Here is a 17,089-nt window from a genome sequence, read left to right as displayed (position 1 = left end):
TAAAGATGAAAAAGGCGCTTCTGGTGGTCAGCTTTGGCACCAGCTATCACGACACCTGTGAGAAAAATATTGTGGCCTGTGAGCGCGATCTTGCAGCCAGTTGCCCTGACCGCGACCTGTTCCGGGCGTTTACCTCCGGGATGATTATCCGCAAGCTCAAGCAGCGTGACGGCATTGAAATCGACACACCGCTGCAGGCGCTGCAAAAACTGGCGGAGCAGGGGTATCAGGATGTGGCTATTCAGTCGCTGCACATTATCAATGGCGACGAATACGAAAAAATTGTCCGCGAAGTGCAAAGTATGCGTCCGCTGTTTTCACGCCTGACACTGGGTGTACCGCTACTGAGCAGCCATGAAGATTACGCCCAGCTGATGCTGGCGCTGCAACAGCAAATGCCGACGCTTAGAGAAAATGAAAAAGTGGTGTTTATGGGACACGGTGCCAGCCATCATGCCTTTGCCGCCTATGCCTGTCTCGACCATATGATGACGGCGCAGCGCTTTCCGGCGCGGGTTGGGGCGGTGGAAAGCTATCCGGAAGTGGATGTGCTGATTGAAAGTTTATCTCAGGAAAGGGTGACGGCGGTGCATCTGATGCCGCTGATGTTAGTTGCTGGTGACCATGCCATCAATGATATGGCCTCTGACGAAGATGATTCGTGGAAAACATTGTTCAATGCGGCCGGGATAACGGCTACGCCATGGCTCAGTGGACTGGGTGAGAATCCGGCGGTTCGCGCCATGTTCGTGGCACATTTACAGCAGGCGCTTAATGTGGCGCTGGAGGAAGCAGCATGAGCGGGAAACTGTACGCATTAAGCACCGGACCTGGCGCTTCCGATCTGATCACCGTACGCGCTGCGCGTACGCTGGGCATGCTGGATATTCTCTATGCGCCTGCCGGGCGTAAAGGCGGCGATAGCCTGGCGCTGTCGATTGTGCGGGAGTATATCGGCGAGCAGACCGAGGTCCGTTGCTGCCATTTTCCCATGAGTGCCGACAGTGCGGAAAAAGAGGCCGTCTGGGATGAGGTTGCAACCGCGCTGGTTCAGGAAGTCGAAGCTGGAAAAAAAGTAGGCTTTATTACGCTCGGCGACGCCATGCTGTTCAGTACCTGGGTCTTTTTACTGCAGCGCATTGGTTCGCCTGACTGGTTAGAAATCGTCCCGGGCGTGACTTCTTTCGCTGCGATTGCCGCGCGTTCGAAAACCCCGCTCGCCATGGAGCAACAATCGCTGGCAGTGGTCTCCTGTACCGCGCCGGAAGCTGAAATTCAGCAGGCGTTAAAGCAGCATGACAGTCTGGTGTTAATGAAAGTGTACGGTCGTTTTGCGCGTATCAAAGCGCTGCTGCAACAAGAAGGTTTGTTGGGCTGCGCATTAATGATGTCTGAAGCCACGCTGCCAGCTGAACAGTGTTGGCGTCATCTCGATGAGGTGAGCGACGATCAGCCGCTGCCTTATTTCTCGACCATTCTGGTCAACAAACAGTGGGAGTATGCACAATGAAGCTTGAACAACAGCTAAAACAGCTGTCTTTCAGCGGGTTGGCTGCGGCGCTATTACTGATGATTGTTCCTGAGCAAGCGTTCGCCATGCACATTATGGAAGGCTTCTTGCCGCCGATGTGGGCGCTGGCATGGTGGCTGCTGTTTTTACCCTGCCTGTGGTACGGGCTGGTGCGCTTGCGCCAAATCGTGCAGGAAGATAACCACCAGAAAGTTTTACTGGCACTGTGCGGCGCCTTTATTTTTGTGCTGTCGGCGCTGAAAATTCCTTCCGTTACCGGAAGTTGTTCACACCCTACCGGCGTAGGCCTGGCAGTTATCCTGTTTGGACCTGGCGTAGTGGCCATCCTCGGGGCGATTGTTCTGCTGTTCCAGGCACTGCTGCTGGCACACGGTGGTTTAACGACGCTCGGCGCGAACGGCATGTCGATGGCGGTAATTGGCCCGGTAGTGGGTTACATGGTGTGGAAAATGGCCTGCCGTGCGGGGCTGCGTCGTGACGTTTGCGTCTTCTTGTGCGCGATGCTGGCGGATCTCGTCACCTATTTCGTGACGTCGGTACAGCTGGGCGTCGCGTTTCCGGATCCCTCTGCTGGCGCTACCGGTTCAATCATTAAGTTCATGGGGATTTTCTGTCTGACGCAGATCCCAATCGCGATTGCGGAAGGGTTACTCACCGTGCTGATTTACGATCAGCTAACCAAACGCCAGTTAATAACCGCACAAGGACATTAACGATGAAAAAGACGCTGATTATATTGGGCATGGTAGTGGCGCTGGTGATCCTGCCGTTCTTTATCAACCACGGTGGAGAGTACGGCGGTTCAGATGGTGAGGCGGAGAGTCAGATTCAGGCTATTGCCCCGCATTATGAACCCTGGTTCCAGCCGCTGTATGAACCGGCAAGCGGTGAAATTGAAAGTCTGCTGTTTACACTTCAGGGATCGCTGGGCGCAGCCGTGATTTTCTATATCCTGGGTTATACCAAGGGCAGGCAACGCCGTGATGACCGGGCTTGACAGGCTTAGCTATCAAAGCCGTTGGGTTCATGTCTCGCCAGTGCGGAAGTTTCTGCTCTGGCTGGTGATGATGATTCTGGCGTTTACTCTGCCCCCGTTGGGGCAGGGTATTGAGCTGTTATTGATTGCCGCGCTGAGCTGCTGGCTGCTGCGTATTTCCTTCTGGCGCTGGTGCCGTTGGATGGCATTACCGTTTGGTTTTCTGGCGGTTGGCGTAGTGACCATCCTGTTTAGCATCAGCCGCGATCCACAGACGCTGTTGGCCAGCATACCTGTGGGAAGTTACTGGTTGGGGATCAGCGCACCAGGTCTGGTGACAGCGAATGAAACATTCTGGCGCAGCCTTGCTGCGCTGGCGGCAACCTTCTGGCTGGTACTGAATCTGCCGTTTCCGCAATTAATTATCCTACTCAAACGCGCGCACGTTCCTCGCCTGCTAACTGAGCAGATCCTGCTGACCTGGCGGTTTATTTTTATTCTGTTAGACGAGGCGCTGGCTATTCACCGCGCACAAACGCTGCGTTTTGGTTATCGTAGCTTGCCGTTGGGCTACCGCTCTCTGGCAATGCTGGTGGGATTGCTGTTCACTCGCGTGTTGATCCGCTACCAGCAAATGACCACCACACTGGATATCAAACTTTATCAGGGTGATTTTCACCTGTAAGGAAAAGTATGCTTGCCACCTCAGCGCTTTGGTTTCGCTATCAGGATGACCCGATCCTCAAAGGGCTAACGCTGGATTTTTCTACGCATGCCGTCACCGGGTTGGTAGGCGCTAATGGTTGCGGGAAATCCACGCTGTTTATGAACCTGAGTGGCTTATTGCGCCCACAGCAAGGCGCGGTGATGTGGCAGGGCAAACCGCTGGATTACAGTAAACGCGGCCTGCTGGCGCTGCGTCAACAGGTGGCAACGGTATTTCAGGACCCCGATCAGCAAATTTTTTATACCGATATCGACAGCGATATCGCCTTTAGCCTGCGCAATCTCGGGGTGGATGAGGCTGAAATCGCCCGACGCGTGGAAGATGCGCTTACGCTGGTCGACGCCCAGCATTTTCGCCATCAGCCCATTCAGTGTTTAAGCCATGGGCAAAAAAAACGCGTAGCGATAGCCGGGGCGTTGGTGTTGCAGGCGCAGTATCTGCTGCTGGATGAACCTACTGCGGGCCTCGACCCGTCAGGCCGCACGCAGATGATTGAGATTATCAAACGCATCGTAGCGCAAGGAAACCATGTCGTAATTTCAAGCCATGATATCGATCTTATCTATGAAGTCAGCGATGCGGTGTACGTTTTACGCCGGGGCGAAGTACTCACGCACGGCACGCCAGGTGACGTTTTCGCCCGTACGGATCTTATTGAACAAGCGGGATTAACTCAGCCCTGGCTGGTGAAGCTGCATACCGAGTTGGGCTTCCCGCTGTGTAAAACAGAGGCTGAATTTTTTAGCTGTATGCGAGAGAACGCACTGAAGGAGGCGTCATGACGCAGGCAATAATGTTGCAGGGAACGGCATCTGATGTGGGTAAAAGCGTATTGGTCGCCGGGCTGTGTCGTATTTTTTATCAGGATGGACTGCATACCGCACCGTTCAAATCGCAGAACATGGCGCTGAACTCTGGCATTACGCCAGAGGGAAAAGAAATGGGCCGCGCGCAAATTTTTCAGGCTGAAGCCGCAGGTATTACGCCAGATGTGCGTATGAACCCGGTTCTGCTTAAACCGACCAGCGATCGCAAAGCGCAGGTAGTGCTGATGGGCAAAGTAGCGACGGATATGGACGCGGTGAGTTACCACGAGTACAAACCACGTCTGCGGGAACAGATCCTGTCAGTTTATAACAGCCTGGCGCAGGAGTTCGATGTGCTGGTGCTGGAAGGTGCGGGGAGCCCGGCAGAGATTAACCTGCGCGATCGCGATATCGTCAATATGGGCATGGCAGAAATGGCGCAGTGCCCTGTCGTTTTAGTGGCGGATATCGATCGTGGTGGGGTATTCGCCTCCATTTACGGCACGCTGGCGCTGTTGCACGATCACGAACGCGCACGCGTAAAAGGGGTGATCATCAATAAGTTTCGCGGCGATGTGACGCTGCTGCACTCCGGTATTGAGCAAATTGAAGCGCTGACCGGTGTTCCGGTGCTGGGCGTGATGCCATGGCTGGATGTTGATCTGGAAGATGAAGATGGCGTTGCGCTGCAAAAGGGCAAGTATTTGCGCACTGATAAACGCGACATCGACATCGCTGTTGTGCAAATACCGCACATTTCTAACTTTACGGATTTCAATGCGCTTGCTGCGCAGCCGGATGTGCGTGTGCGCTATGTTCGCCAGCCTGAAGAGCTGGCGGGGGCCGATCTGGTGATTTTGCCCGGCAGCAAAAATACCCTTGGCGATCTGGTGTGGCTGCGTGAAAGCGGGATGGCGCATAGCGTCGTGCAATTGCATCGTAATAACGTACCGGTGGTGGGGATTTGCGGCGGTTATCAAATGCTCGGCGATACCATCATTGATGAAGTGGAGTCAGGACTCGGCACGCTGCCGGGGCTGGGCTTGCTCAATACCGTAACCCATTTTGCTCAGCACAAAACCACGACCCTGGTTGAGGGGCAAATGTCCTCATCGCTGCCTGACTGGCTGGCGGGCACGGCGGGGTTATCCGTTCGCGGTTATGAAATTCATATGGGCGAAACAGCATTAACCGATGAATGTCAGTCGGTGATGACGTTGCACAAAGACGGCGGCAACGTGGTTGACGGCGCGGTCACTGCGGATGGTCTGGCGTTCGGCACCTATCTTCACGGTCTTTTCGACAGCGATGATTTCACCCGTGCGTTGGTCAATGGCCTGCGAGAACGTAAAGGGTTAGCTCCGCTGGATTCCACCTTCCATTACGCGCAATATAAATCGCAGCAGTTTGATCTGCTGGCGGATGCGATGCGGCAACACATCGATATTGAGAAAATTTATACCATCATGCAGCAACACCGGGAGCCAGTATGATGATTCTGGTTACTGGCGGCGCGCGAAGCGGTAAGAGTCGGCATGCGGAAGCGCTGATCGCTGATTCCCCAAACGTTTTGTATATTGCGACTTCGCAGATTTTTGATGAGGAGATGGCTGCGCGAATTCAGCATCATCGCGATGGACGTCCTGCGCACTGGCGTACAGCCGAACGTTGGCAACATCTTGATGAACTGATCACGGCAGCGAACGATCCTCAGGAAGCCATTCTGCTTGAATGCATCACTACGATGGTGACCAACCTGCTGTTTGCTCTGGGCGGTGACAGCGATCCGGATAGCTGGGATTACGCGGCGATGGAGCAGTCTATCGAAGGTGAAATCCGTTCGCTGATTACAGCCTGTCAGCGCTGCCCGGCAAAGATCGTGTTGGTCACTAACGAAGTGGGAATGGGGATTGTGCCGGAGAACCGTCTGGCGCGGCATTTTCGTGATATTGCAGGACGCGTGAACCAGCGACTGGCGGCGGCGGCTGATGAGGTCTGGCTGGTGGTATCAGGAATTGGAGTCAAAATTAAATGAGTAAGTTGTTCTGGGCAATGCTCTCTTTTATCAGTCGCTTGCCCGTTCCTGCTCGCTGGTCGCAAGGACTGGATTTCGAGCACTATTCCCGCGGTATTGTGATGTTTCCCCTGATTGGCGTCGTGTTGGGAGGGTTGACGGGGCTGGTCTTCATGGCGCTCCAGACCTGGTGCGGTATACCGTTGGCCGCTCTTTTTGCGGTGCTGACGCTGGCGTTATTGACCGGGGGATTTCATCTGGATGGTCTGGCGGATACCTGTGACGGCATTTTTTCGGCGCGCCGACGCGAGCGGATGCTGGAAATCATGCGCGACAGTCGTCTGGGAACCCACGGTGGACTGGCGTTAATTTTCGTTTTACTGGCGAAGGTGCTGGTGGTGAGCGAACTGGCTTTGCGTGGCACGCCGATGCTGGCTGCGCTGGCGGCGGCATGTGTCGCCGGGCGAGGAACGGCGGTGTTGCTGATGTATCGGCATCGCTATGCCCGCGAAGAAGGGCTGGGCAACGTTTTTATTGGTAAAGTCACCGGGAGTCAAACCTGCGTTACGTTGGGATTGGCGGCGATCCTTGCCGCCGTGCTGCTTCCCGGCATGCGCGGCGTGGCAGCGCTGGTTGTCACAATGGTGGCGATTTTTATTCTTGGGCAGTTATTAAAACGCACGTTGGGTGGGCAAACCGGCGATACGCTGGGCGCTGCCATTGAACTTGGCGAGTTGATTTTCTTGCTGGCTCTGCTCTGAGTCAGCCCACATACTGGAACCCTTATGCAGTCTTTAACCTCTTTACTCCGCGCGATCCCATTACCTGACAGTGCCGCGATGCTGCGCGCGCAGCAGCATATCGACGGCTTGCTTAAGCCGCCGGGAAGCTTGGGGCGACTCGAATCTCTCGCCGTGCAATTGGCCGGGATGCCTGGCCTGAAGGGTGTGCCGCATGTGAATGGCAAAGCGATGCTGGTGATGTGCGCCGATCACGGCGTGTGGGATGAAGGGGTTGCCGTTTCACCTAAAGTTGTCACGGCTATACAGGCTGCCAATATGACGCGTGGAACGACCGGCGTCTGCGTCCTCGCCGCTCAGGCGGGGGCGAAGGTCCATGTGATAGATGTGGGGATTGATGCTGAACCTATTCCCGGCGTGGTGAATATGCGTGTGGCACGCGGCTGCGGCAATATAGCCGAAGGCCCGGCAATGAGCCGTTCGCAGGCCGAGGAGTTGTTGCTGGAAGTTATTCGCTATACCCATGAACTGGCCAAAGACGGTGTGACGCTGTTTGGTGTCGGTGAGCTTGGTATGGCAAATACTACACCTGCGGCGGCCATTGTTAGCGTGCTTACCGGCAGTGATGCTGAGGAAGTCGTGGGTATTGGCGCTAACCTTCCTCTTTCTCGGGTGGGGAATAAGGTAGACGTTGTGCGTCGGGCAATTGCCGTCAATCAGCCGGATTGCCATGACGGTGTCGATGTGCTGGCTAAAGTTGGTGGGTTCGATCTTGTCGGCATGGCAGGGGTTATGTTGGGGGCGGCCTCCTGCGGCCTGCCGGTCGTGCTGGATGGTTTTCTTTCTTATTCCGCTGCGCTGGCGGCCTGCCAGATTGCACCACAAATTAAACCCTACCTAATCCCGTCACATTTCTCCGCTGAGAAGGGCGCCCGTACCGCGCTGGCGCATCTTGAATTGGATCCGTATCTGAATATGGGGATGCGTTTGGGCGAAGGCAGTGGGGCCGCGTTGGCGATGCCAATTGTTGAGGCTGCTTGTGCGATGTACAACAATATGGGGCAGTTAGCCGCCAGTAACATCGTGCTTCCGGATGGTAAGGAAGCGTAGTTACCGCTCAACCTGAACCTCGCCTGTTGGCGAGGTTTTTTTATGCGCAAATATGTCGTAACCCACTAAAACAGATAATAAAAGCTATAATTAACGGATATCTGCTGCGACGAAGGAAAGGAAAAAGATGCGTCGTGTAAAACTGCTTTGTTCACTCATTATGCTGCTTGCGAGTCAGGGCGCGCAGGCGGTGAGTTATCCACTGCCGCCAGAGGGCAGTCGCCTGGTGGGTAGCCCTTTGACTATTACGGTTCCACCAGGTAATACCAAGCCGCTGGAGGCATTTGCCGCTCAGTACGGGCAGGGGTTGAGCAATATGCTTGAAGCCAATCCGGGCGTCGATGTTTTTCTGCCTAAATCGGGTTCAACGCTGGTTGTGCCGCAGCAACTGATATTACCGGATACCGTACGCGAGGGTATTGTCATCAACGTCGCCGAGATGCGGCTTTACTATTATCCTGCTGGCAGCAATACGGTTGAGGTTTTACCCATTGGCATTGGTCAGGCGGGTAGAGAAACGCCGCGCAACTGGGTGACGGCGGTAGAGCGTAAGCAGGAAGCACCAAGCTGGACACCGACGCCAAATACCCGACGCGAATACGCCGCTCGCGGGGAAAGCTTGCCAGCATTTGTTCCTGCCGGGCCAGAAAATCCGATGGGCCTGTATGCAATTTATATCGGCAGGCTTTATGCCATTCACGGGACAAATGCCAATTTCGGTATTGGTCTGCGGGTAAGCCAGGGGTGTATCCGTTTGCGGAATGACGACATCAAGTACCTGTTTGATACGGTGCCTGTAGGGACCCGTGTACAATTAATTGACCGACCGGTGAAATACAGCGAAGAGCCGGACGGTAGTCGTTGGGTGGAAGTGCATGAGCCGCTGTCGCGAAATCGTTCGGAATACGAGTCTGACAGAAAGGTACCTTTGCCAGTCACTCCCGCTCTGCGTACCTTTATCAGCGGGAATGACGTGGATGTGAGCCGTGGGAACCAGGCACTGGAAAGACGTTCCGGTATGCCGGTGAACATCAGCCTGGTACAGAAACATTATTAATTTTCAGGGCGACTCTGGTGACCTTCAGGTCGGATGGGTCGCTTTTTTTATTTGATACTGCCCCATTTTTACCACGCCAATATGGTCTGCCATTAGTTGAGCTTCGTGTTCGCTGTGGGTAACCAACAGCGCCGTTTGCCCGGCGGCGCGCAAAATATCCCGTACCTCGTTGCCAAGACGTTCACGCGTGCGCTTATCAAGGCTGGAGAAGGGTTCATCGAGCAACAGGATTTCCGGATGTGGCGCCAACGCACGCGCAAGGGCGATACGCTGTTGTTGCCCGCCTGAAAGCTCATGCGGATAGCGGTTGGCATGGCTGTGTAACTCCACCATTTTCAACAGCTCGGTCACTCTGGCCTGTTGTTTCTCACGCGGCATGCGACGCAATCCAAAGGCCACATTTTGCTGCGCGGTCAGATGGGGGAATAACGCATATTCCTGGAAGACCATGCCGACATGACGTTTTTCCGGTGGCAGATGAATGCCGGGACCGGCAACACGGCGCTGTGACACATAGATCTCTCCGTTTTGCAGGCGTTCAAATCCGGCAACTGCGCGTAGCACCGTGGTTTTTCCGCAGCCTGAAGCGCCCAGCAGACAGGCGATTTCACCTTTACGTACCGACATTGAAAATCCGCTCAGTACCGATTGCTGGCTGTTGCCATAAGTAACGTGTACATCCTGGAGTCGTAATGCAATTTCTGACATTGTTGCTCTCTTAACCACGGCGAGTCATTTGGTGACGCACCAACAAAATAACCGGTAGCGTGCCAGCTAAAACAATCATTAGCGCGGCGATAGCACCTTCTTCATAGGTTCCACGGGCGGCTTCCGCATACAACAATGTTGCCAGCGTTTCGAAATTGACCGGGCGCAAAAGCAACGTTGTTGGCAGTTCTTTCATGGCATCGGCAAAAACCAGCAGGGCACTGCTGACTAACGCTGGACGCAGCAGGGGAAAATGGACCCGTGCAAACGTCCCCGCACCATTCTCACCCAACAGACGAGACGCCTGTTCCAGCGAGGGGGGGATACGGCCCAGACCAGAATCCAGTGCGCCAATGGCAATCGCCTGGAATCGCATGGCACAACAAATTACCAGCAGGATCCCGGCGGACATCAGCGGCAGACCACGAACATCCAGTAAATCGGCCAGCCAGCGGTCGACCGCCATGGCGGGTGTCAAAAAACCAATTGCCAGAATTGTGCCGGGGACCGCATAGCCTAAAGAAGCCAGACGCATCACGCCGCGACGAAATCCTGGCATGGCGTTGTCGGCGGCGCTATGACGCGCACTCCAGGCCACTAACATACTGACGCAAACCACCACCAGCGTGGTTCCCGCCGCCAGCGATAGCGTATTTTGTAATGCTGACAGTAACGAAGAGGAAAGCGGATTCTCATCACCTATGCGTTTGGCGCTTTCCCACATTAAAAACAGAACCGGAGCCAGAAAACCCAGCAGGACAGGCAGTGAAATAACGCCACCGAGCAGCCAGCCACGCCAGCCCTGCACGCGCGTAGGTTGAATTTCCCGCAGGCTGCGACTGCTGAATCCTTGTTTTCTGCGACCATAAAATTCCAGCGTCAGAATAAGGAATATAAACATCAGCATCATGCAGGCAATTTGTGCCGCGGCAGATAAATCAGAACGCGAGATCCATGTGGTGTACACGGTAACGGTTAACGTCTGTACCCCGAGAAACTCCGATGCGCCGATATCGTTGAGCGTTTCCAGCAGTGCCAGGCTGATCCCAACGGCCAGTGCCGGACGGGCCATGGGCAATGCAACACGAAAGAAGGTTCCGGTTGCGCTGCATCCCAGCGTGCGTGCGGCTTCCAGTAAATGGGCCGGTTGGCTAATAAACATGGCGCGGGTTGTCAGATACACGTATGGGTAAAGCACTAATCCGAGTAGGATGATTGCGCCGGAAAGTGAGCGTAAATCTGGCAGACGGAACTGTCTTGGGCTGTCAAAACCCAGTAAAAAACGGATAAAGGTTTGCAGGGGGCCAATCGGATGCAGCAGATCGAGCCACGCAAAGGCCACAATGTAGGTCGGCATCGCCAGCGGCAACAGTAACGCCCAGCTAAGTATTTTACGTCCAGGGAAATCCCATGCCGTTACCGCCCATGCGCTGCCTACGCCAATCACGCCGACCATCACCGCGACACCGGCTAATAACAGCACGGTATTTTTTAGTGCGGCAGGTAGTACATACGTCAGGAGATTATCCCAGTGAGATAAATCGGCCTGGGTAGCCTGCCAAATCAGCGCAATGATCGGTGTCAAAACGCCAAGCGCTACGCACAGTGCGCCAAGATGTAGCGGCGTTAATAATGACTGCGGCCCGGAAACCAGGCCGCGTAACGTCGGAAACTGCAGAGGTTTATTGATCGAATCCAACTTTATCTACCAGCAGACTAGCTTGTTTACGATATTTAACGATTTCGGTTAATGGTGTTTTATCGACGTCGATTTCGCCAATAGTTGCGTTGATAACCGGGTCAAGCGTCACGCCTTTCAGTACCGGGTATTCGAAGTTCGCTTTCGCATATTGCTGCTGGGCAGGTGCGGAAACCAGATATTCCATCAGCTTAACGGCATCGGCTTTATTTGGCGCATAGCGGGCTACAGCTGCACCACTGATGTTGACGTGTGTACCGCCATTTTCAAAGGTAGGTTTAACGACTTTAATCGCATCGCCCCATTGACGCGCATCGCTGCCTTCTTTGGCATTTTTCATATGGCCGACGTAATAGGAGTTGGCGAGACCAATATCGCAAATACCGCCGAGGATATCGCGAGCAACATCGCGATCGCCACCGGTAGCTTTACGCGCCAGGTTAGCTTTCACACCGCGCAGCCATTCTTCGGTCTTTGCTTCGCCGTGATGAGCAATCATTGCGGCGATCAGCGCCGTGTTATACGGGTGCTGTCCGGAACGAATACAGACTTTACCTTTGTACTCAGGGCTGGCGAGTTGTTCGTAATGCCAGTTATCGATTGGTAGTGACTTCTCGGCATACAGCACGCGGGCACGCATCGACAGCGCAAACCACTGATTATCTGTACCGCGCAGATTAGCTGGAATAGCGGTTTTCAGTGCTTCTGACTCTACTGGCTGAGTTACACCCGCTTCCACTAAATCAATGAGATTACCGGCATCGACGGTCATCAGCAGGTCGGCAGGTGAATTTTTACCTTCAGCTTTAACGCGCTCAAGCATACCGTCCTTGATATAGACCGTACTGACTTTGATGCCGCTGGTTTTGGTCCAGCTATCAAGTAAAGGCTGGATCAGACCCGGTTCGCGGGTTGTATAGAGCGTTAACGTTTCCTGAGCGAAAGCCGGTAGGCTAACTGAGAAGACCAGGGAAGAGGCAAGTGTGATACGGCGCAGTCCGGCGCGAGGCAGAGAATTCATCGTTTATATCCCAGAGTAATTGGAACGTACAGTGAACCGAGCGAGGGCTCGTTCCTTTGGCTCGCGTACAATAAATGATAATCACTAGCACTTACAATAATTGCAAAGTTTAAACGATTTACATTTACATAACTTTAATCAACGTTGTGATGCGGCATGTCACGGGGTGCAGAGCAGGCAGGGTGCTTATCAGAGGGGATTTTATAGCGACCGAAAAAGCAAAAAACCTGCTTAGTTTCCCAAGCAGGCTTCTTAAATATGGCTCCTCTGACTGGACTCGAACCAGTGACATACGGATTAACAGTCCGCCGTTCTACCGACTGAACTACAGAGGAATCGTGTGAACGAGGCGCATATTACTGACCTCACCATGAGGTGTCAACAGTAAAATTAGCGCGTCATTTCAATTGCTTAATTAATCTTCAAATTCAGCGTTAATGCACATTTGGTGAGCGATAATGACCATCTTAGCGGGTATCGCGTAACCGCTCCATGGGGTTCTGGCGGTAAAACTGAATAAAACGCTGCCATAAGGCCGGAAAACGTGGCGCAAATAATTCAGGAGCACTGAAGAAATACTCCGAAAGAACGGCAAAGCATTCGGCCGGGTCGGTTGCTGCGTAAGCATCTATACTGCACGCGGTTTCACCGACCAGATCAATTTCATCCTGAATGTTATTCATTGCGGCATATAGGTCGTGCTCCCAACCGGCAATATCTCGCAGAGGGATCGCCGGAATACCGCTGGCGCGGTCGCCATTACGCATATCAAGCTTATGTGCCACTTCATGGATGATCAGATTAAAGCCGGAGGCATCAAAAGAATCCTGAATGTCGAGCCAGTTAAGGATTATCGGACCTTGCTGCCAGCTCTGCCCGGACTGTACAACCCGTTGATTATGCACCAGCCCAATATCGTCTTCCCATTCATCGTCCACGACAAACGGGGCAGGGTAGATGAGAACTTCATGAAACCCGTCGAGCCACTCGACCCCTAATTCCAGGACAGGCAAACAGAAAAGCAGCGCAATGCGCGCACTTTTCAGCGGGTCAAGTTCAAACCCCTGAAGCGCTACCAATCTTTTTTGCTGTAAAAAGCGCTCGGCCAGGGCGATAAGTCTGGCTTGTTCTTGCTCGGTGAGATTCACCAGAAGAGGAATAGCCTGGGCGTCGTCCCACGGCCAGTCGTCACTCCGGGTTGTTTCTTGCTCTTTCCAGGGCCACTTAATCATCGTTTTGCTCGCAAACTCGTCACTTGAACGAAATTGACGGAACGGGGTCTGTTAAAATGCCAAATTACCTGGCATCATGGCAACCGCCAAAACGGAGAGATGCCAGAGCGGCTGAATGGACCGGTCTCGAAAACCGGAGTAGGGGCAACTCTACCGGGGGTTCAAATCCCCCTCTCTCCGCCACTATTCAAACACTTAGCTCAATTCCTTTCAACGACTCATGTCACACTTGGTATAGTGTCGGTATATTCGCTTAGTATAAAGCTCGCCATCATCATGTTCTGATTTGCCCAATACTGGAAGATCCAGTGTGGGGGAAATTTTCACTTTTCTGTCATAAACCGCAACCTGGCGTTCAGTTTTGTGATCTGAGAATAGTTGTTTGTCCTTTCTCGTTTCTATCAAGTTTTTTTCCTGCGGCTCAAAGTTAAACCAGGGGCAGGGTAGCTAACGTTATTTTGGCTTTTATGCTAGAAGAAGATAGCCCCAGAAACCAGGCCGTTAGAGAAATTAGCAACAAGCCTCGAGAATAAATCTGACAGTTATCTTTGAGCGATGAGCGGGCGCACAAGACGGTGACAAGATTGCAATATTTGTTGGGGTTATGCCCACGACTTGTTTTGGATAAACTCACTTAACCCTTTGTGATACGATAATTATCTTAGATTGTCACATGGGGCCAGATTTTGAATTCATACATTTTCCTTGCCGGGGCCATTGTAGCTGAAGTAATAGGTACAACCCTGATGAAGTTCTCTGACGGGTTTACACGTCTATGGCCATCTGTCGCAACCATTGTGTGCTACTGCACTGCTTTTTATCTTCTCGCTCAGACGCTTTCGACGATTCCAACGGGTATTGCGTACGCAATTTGGTCAGGTGCTGGAATCGTATTAATCAGCCTTTTGGGCTGGTTGGTAAGTGGGCAAAAGCTGGATTTCCCGGCGATCGCAGGCATGTTCCTGATTTGCGCTGGGGTTCTGGTTATCAATATTTTTTCAAAATCTTCCCCGCATTAATTCTAAAAGAGTGTCGGATATCTGGCGCTGTTAGCAGAGCTTATCCCTGTGCGGTGAAAAAGCCCGCTTGGTATGAAGCGGGCTTGCGTATTTTTGTCGTAATTAGAACTGGTAGACTAAACCAACGGCAACGATGTCGTCAGTTGCGATACCATTGCTTTCATAGAAGCTGTCGTCTTCGTCCAGCAGGTTGATTTTATAGTCAACGTAGGTGGACATGTTTTTGTTGAAGTAGTAAGTCATACCCACTTCAACATATTTGACCAGATCTTTGTCGGTGTAGCGTGGGGTGCCATTGCTATGGTGATCCCAGCCACCTAAGTCGACACCTTTAGATTGCAGGAATGCAACGGACGGGCGCAAACCAAAGTCAAACTGGTATTGTGCAACAACTTCGAAGTTCTGCGTTTTGTTGGCGATACCGCCTTTGTCATCACCATAAGCGGTCATATTGCGGGTTTCGGCATACATTGCAGCCAGGTATACGTTGTTAGCGTCATATTTCGCGCCAACAGTCCATGCATCTGCTGTTTCACCACCAGCATATTTACTGGTGTAGCTACGATCATTGCGACCTTCAGCAACTTGATTGTTAGAACGGTCAGAACTGGAGTATGCAGCGCCAAGACTTAAACCGAAGTCGAAGTCATAAGAGGTGGACATACCGAAACCGTCGCCGTTCTCACGTGTCAGGTCCCGACCTTTACCATTACCGGTACCTTCGCCTGAACCACCATCTTCATTATTGCCTTGATACTGCAAAGCAAAGTTCAGGCCATCAACCTGACCAAAGAAACCATTATTACGGTAAGTGGCCACGCCATTGGTACGACCGGTCATATACACGTCGGTCTGGGTGTAGGTGTCACCGCCAAATTCCGGCAGCATATCTGTCCAGGCTTCTACATCGTAGACGACGCCGTAGTTACGACCGTAGTCGAAGGTACCGTTCTGGCCAAAACCTAAACCGGCAAAGGCCAGACGAGTTGCAGCATTTGCGCCTTCACCTTCAGCAGTATTGGCCTTAATGTTGTATTCCCACTGACCATAACCGGTCAGCATGTCGTTGATCTGTGTTTCGCCCTTAAAACCCAGACGGGCATAGGTCTGATCGCCATCGTCGCCAGGGTTATCAGAGAAATAACGCAGACCATCGACTTTTCCATACAGATCCAGTTTATTGCCGTTTTTATTATAGATTTCAGCCGCATTTGCTGCGCCTGCAGCTAATAAAGCAGGGAGAAGCAGTGCCAATACTTTTCTTTTCATTATGTATTCCCTTTGCATGATAATTAAAATGAATATGTAGTACTATCCAAGCAACTACATTTGGATACTATCTATGAAGTTCATTTAATTTAAAATATAACATGTAACAAATGTATTTAAAATATTTCTAAATGTTTCATCGGTGTGTTTTTATAACTATAAATATATGTTAGTTAAACTGTTATTTGTCACATAAATTATTTTTAATCAATATCTTATGTATATCTGGCTATTTATTTGAAATTTGAATTTTATTTGTGTGGAGTATTTATTTTTGTTATTCATATAATATGGTTGTTGATATTGAAATTATGGTTTTTATAAATTCATGTGGATTTTGTTTTCGGTGTGATAATAAAAGTTAATTATGTAATGGGGCAGGCAGTGGTTTGCAATGAAAATTGTTGCTAAGGTGATTTTCTTTCTACAAAGGGAGATAGCATGAAACTGCACGACTGGCAGTCGCAATTTGAAGCTTGGTTAGCTGATAACCATTCCGGACAAGATGCCGCGCATGACATCTTTCACTTTCGTCGTGTGTGGATGACGGCGCAAAAGCTGAGTACAGATGCTACTGTAGACTGGCTAGTGGTGCTGACCGCGTGCTACTTCCATGATCTCGTCAGCCTGCCAAAGAACCATCCTGAGCGTCATCGTTCGTCGGTACTGGCAGCTCTGGAAACGCGTCGCATTTTGATGCGCGATTTTCCGGATTTTCCACAACAAAGAATACCTGCCGTGTGCCATGCCATTGAGGCGCACAGTTTTAGCGCCAAAATTGCACCAGAAACCCTTGAAGCGAAAATCGTGCAGGATGCGGACCGGCTTGAGGCGCTGGGGGCTATCGGTCTAGCGCGCGTATTTGCTGTGTCTGGTGCGTTAGGCGTGGCGCTATTTGATGCGGAAGATCCGTTTGCCCGCCAGCGTGGCCTTGACGACAAACAGTACGCGCTCGATCACTTCCAGACGAAGTTATTGACGTTGCCGTCGACGATGCACACTGAACAAGGACGACATTTAGCGCAGCATAATGCTGACTTCTTACTGACGTATATGGCGAAGCTGAGTGCGGAGTTAAAAGGAGAGTATGAAATGCTGGATCTTGACGCGATTCAACCCTTTAAAGCACGTTAGTCGCCAGTACAGCCGCAACGTCAACCGCACTATTTTATGTTAATCT

18 protein-coding genes, 2 tRNA genes and 1 pseudogene are annotated in these 17,089 nt (G+C 52.1%); 14 read left to right on the top strand and 7 right to left on the bottom strand.

The window, feature by feature from the left end; genetic code table 11:
- Window positions 1-5: 5 nt before the first annotated feature.
- From E6P06_RS17985 to ldtA, 11 genes are all read left to right on the top strand, one after another.
- Window positions 6-800 (top strand): sirohydrochlorin cobaltochelatase, encoded by a 795-nt coding sequence (locus E6P06_RS17985; RefSeq protein WP_139935515.1) that lies wholly within the window; start codon window positions 6-8, stop codon window positions 798-800.
- The gene (locus tag E6P06_RS17980) at window positions 797-1,510 is read left to right on the top strand and encodes a cobalt-factor II C(20)-methyltransferase (RefSeq protein ID WP_044711250.1); all 714 of its coding nucleotides are present in this window, start codon (window positions 797-799) and stop codon (window positions 1,508-1,510) included. The genes E6P06_RS17985 and E6P06_RS17980 overlap by 4 nt, the downstream gene beginning before the upstream one ends.
- Entirely contained in the window at window positions 1,507-2,244 is a 738-nt protein-coding gene (gene cbiM, locus E6P06_RS17975; protein ID WP_003834098.1) for a cobalt ECF transporter S component CbiM, read from the top strand. The genes E6P06_RS17980 and cbiM overlap by 4 nt, the downstream gene beginning before the upstream one ends.
- A 2-nt stretch (window positions 2,245-2,246) precedes the next feature.
- Entirely contained in the window at window positions 2,247-2,528 is a 282-nt protein-coding gene (locus E6P06_RS17970; RefSeq protein ID WP_003030289.1) for an energy-coupling factor ABC transporter substrate-binding protein, read from the top strand.
- Window positions 2,515-3,192, top strand: a complete 678-nt coding sequence (locus E6P06_RS17965) for an energy-coupling factor ABC transporter transmembrane protein (protein ID WP_003030290.1) — start codon at window positions 2,515-2,517, stop codon at window positions 3,190-3,192. Before E6P06_RS17970 ends, E6P06_RS17965 begins: the two co-directional genes overlap by 14 nt.
- A gap of 8 nt (window positions 3,193-3,200) precedes the next feature.
- Window positions 3,201-4,016, top strand: a complete 816-nt coding sequence (locus tag E6P06_RS17960) for an energy-coupling factor ABC transporter ATP-binding protein (RefSeq protein ID WP_003839037.1) — start codon at window positions 3,201-3,203, stop codon at window positions 4,014-4,016.
- Window positions 4,013-5,533 (top strand): cobyric acid synthase, encoded by a 1,521-nt coding sequence (locus tag E6P06_RS17955; protein WP_121571843.1) that lies wholly within the window; start codon window positions 4,013-4,015, stop codon window positions 5,531-5,533. Before E6P06_RS17960 ends, E6P06_RS17955 begins: the two co-directional genes overlap by 4 nt.
- Entirely contained in the window at window positions 5,530-6,075 is a 546-nt protein-coding gene (gene cobU, locus E6P06_RS17950) for a bifunctional adenosylcobinamide kinase/adenosylcobinamide-phosphate guanylyltransferase (protein WP_139935514.1), read from the top strand. The genes E6P06_RS17955 and cobU overlap by 4 nt, the downstream gene beginning before the upstream one ends.
- Window positions 6,072-6,815, top strand: a complete 744-nt coding sequence (gene cobS, locus E6P06_RS17945; RefSeq protein WP_139935513.1) for an adenosylcobinamide-GDP ribazoletransferase — start codon at window positions 6,072-6,074, stop codon at window positions 6,813-6,815. The genes cobU and cobS overlap by 4 nt, the downstream gene beginning before the upstream one ends.
- A gap of 24 nt (window positions 6,816-6,839) precedes the next feature.
- Window positions 6,840-7,904, top strand: coding sequence for a nicotinate-nucleotide--dimethylbenzimidazole phosphoribosyltransferase (gene cobT / locus E6P06_RS17940; protein ID WP_139935512.1), 1,065 nt, complete (start codon window positions 6,840-6,842; stop codon window positions 7,902-7,904).
- Window positions 7,905-8,031: 127 nt separating this feature from the next.
- The gene (gene ldtA / locus E6P06_RS17935) at window positions 8,032-8,961 is read left to right on the top strand and encodes a L,D-transpeptidase (RefSeq protein ID WP_003839047.1); all 930 of its coding nucleotides are present in this window, start codon (window positions 8,032-8,034) and stop codon (window positions 8,959-8,961) included.
- Window positions 8,962-8,985: 24 nt separating this feature from the next.
- On the opposite strand, the gene E6P06_RS17930 is transcribed toward ldtA, so the two are convergent.
- From E6P06_RS17930 to mtfA, 5 genes are all read right to left on the bottom strand, one after another.
- A complete protein-coding gene (locus tag E6P06_RS17930; RefSeq protein ID WP_139935511.1) occupies window positions 8,986-9,669 on the bottom strand; it encodes an ABC transporter ATP-binding protein in 684 nt (227 codons plus the stop codon).
- Window positions 9,670-9,679: 10 nt separating this feature from the next.
- Entirely contained in the window at window positions 9,680-11,368 is a 1,689-nt protein-coding gene (locus tag E6P06_RS17925; RefSeq protein WP_003844223.1) for an iron ABC transporter permease, read from the bottom strand.
- Window positions 11,352-12,389 carry an extracellular solute-binding protein gene (locus E6P06_RS17920; protein WP_139935510.1) on the bottom strand — a complete coding sequence of 346 codons (1,038 nt, stop codon included), beginning with the start codon at window positions 12,387-12,389 and terminating at the stop codon, window positions 11,352-11,354. The genes E6P06_RS17925 and E6P06_RS17920 overlap by 17 nt, the downstream gene beginning before the upstream one ends.
- Before the next feature lie 259 nt (window positions 12,390-12,648).
- Window positions 12,649-12,724, bottom strand: a tRNA-Asn gene (locus E6P06_RS17915).
- A 132-nt stretch (window positions 12,725-12,856) separates the two neighbouring features.
- Window positions 12,857-13,621 (bottom strand): DgsA anti-repressor MtfA, encoded by a 765-nt coding sequence (gene mtfA, locus E6P06_RS17910; protein WP_061548023.1) that lies wholly within the window; start codon window positions 13,619-13,621, stop codon window positions 12,857-12,859.
- A gap of 93 nt (window positions 13,622-13,714) precedes the next feature.
- Here mtfA and E6P06_RS17905 point away from each other — a divergent pair.
- Window positions 13,715-13,804 (top strand) — tRNA-Ser (locus E6P06_RS17905).
- A gap of 27 nt (window positions 13,805-13,831) precedes the next feature.
- On the opposite strand, the pseudogene E6P06_RS28020 reads toward E6P06_RS17905, so the two are convergent.
- Window positions 13,832-14,011: pseudogene (locus E6P06_RS28020) on the bottom strand (hypothetical protein); the annotation flags it as partial.
- A 296-nt stretch (window positions 14,012-14,307) separates the two neighbouring features.
- Here E6P06_RS28020 and E6P06_RS17895 point away from each other — a divergent pair.
- Entirely contained in the window at window positions 14,308-14,640 is a 333-nt protein-coding gene (locus E6P06_RS17895) for an EmrE family multidrug efflux SMR transporter (RefSeq protein ID WP_003839058.1), read from the top strand.
- A gap of 102 nt (window positions 14,641-14,742) precedes the next feature.
- Here the strand turns inward: E6P06_RS17895 and E6P06_RS17890 are convergent, their stop codons facing one another.
- A complete protein-coding gene (locus E6P06_RS17890; protein WP_032936822.1) occupies window positions 14,743-15,909 on the bottom strand; it encodes a porin in 1,167 nt (388 codons plus the stop codon).
- A 441-nt stretch (window positions 15,910-16,350) separates the two neighbouring features.
- On the opposite strand from E6P06_RS17890, the gene E6P06_RS17885 reads away from it, so the two are divergent.
- Window positions 16,351-17,043 carry a phosphohydrolase gene (locus tag E6P06_RS17885; protein WP_048217367.1) on the top strand — a complete coding sequence of 231 codons (693 nt, stop codon included), beginning with the start codon at window positions 16,351-16,353 and terminating at the stop codon, window positions 17,041-17,043.
- Window positions 17,044-17,089 lie beyond the last annotated feature (46 nt).

This window comes from Citrobacter sp. CF971 (assembly GCF_006385635.1).
Taxonomy (GTDB): Bacteria; Pseudomonadota; Gammaproteobacteria; order Enterobacterales; family Enterobacteriaceae; genus Citrobacter; species Citrobacter freundii.
This window is presented reverse-complemented; position numbering and strand designations above follow the sequence as displayed.